Origin of the sequence: Streptomyces hilarionis, from assembly GCF_024539675.1 — a bacterium.
GTDB lineage: Bacteria > Actinomycetota > Actinomycetes > Streptomycetales > Streptomycetaceae > Streptomyces > Streptomyces hilarionis.
The window spans coordinates 1-307 of sequence record NZ_JAHHIT010000623.1; the positions used below are offsets into that span (position 1 = coordinate 1).

At 50.2% G+C, this 307-nt stretch carries 1 protein-coding gene; it reads right to left on the reverse strand.

Going from position 1 to position 307, the window contains the following annotated elements; genetic code table 11:
• Positions 1-139 precede the first annotated feature (139 nt).
• Entirely contained in the window at positions 140-298 is a 159-nt protein-coding gene (locus KMS84_RS44365) for a Na+/H+ antiporter NhaA (RefSeq protein WP_256921527.1), read from the reverse strand.
• Positions 299-307 lie beyond the last annotated feature (9 nt).

Here is a 307-nt window from a genome sequence, read left to right on the forward strand (position 1 = left end):
CTGTAAACCAGCGCCTCCTTTTCGAAATGGCTGAGTTAAAAGCGGTCTCCAGCGGAAAGGTTGTGGCTCTGACTCAGAAGCCCAGCAGATAAACGGCTTTTCTGCCTGTTCAGAAATACCGTGGTCAATCCAATCGAGGCTATTTGGCTATTGCGGTATCTGCGAGAACACTGCTACGGCTAAGAACTATGATGCCGCCAAACGCAGCCAGGATCGAACCGATCAAGACCCCAACTTTGACTTCATCAATCAAGTGAGCTGATCCGGCAAACGCCAGGTTGCCAATGAATAGGCTCATGTTGAAGCC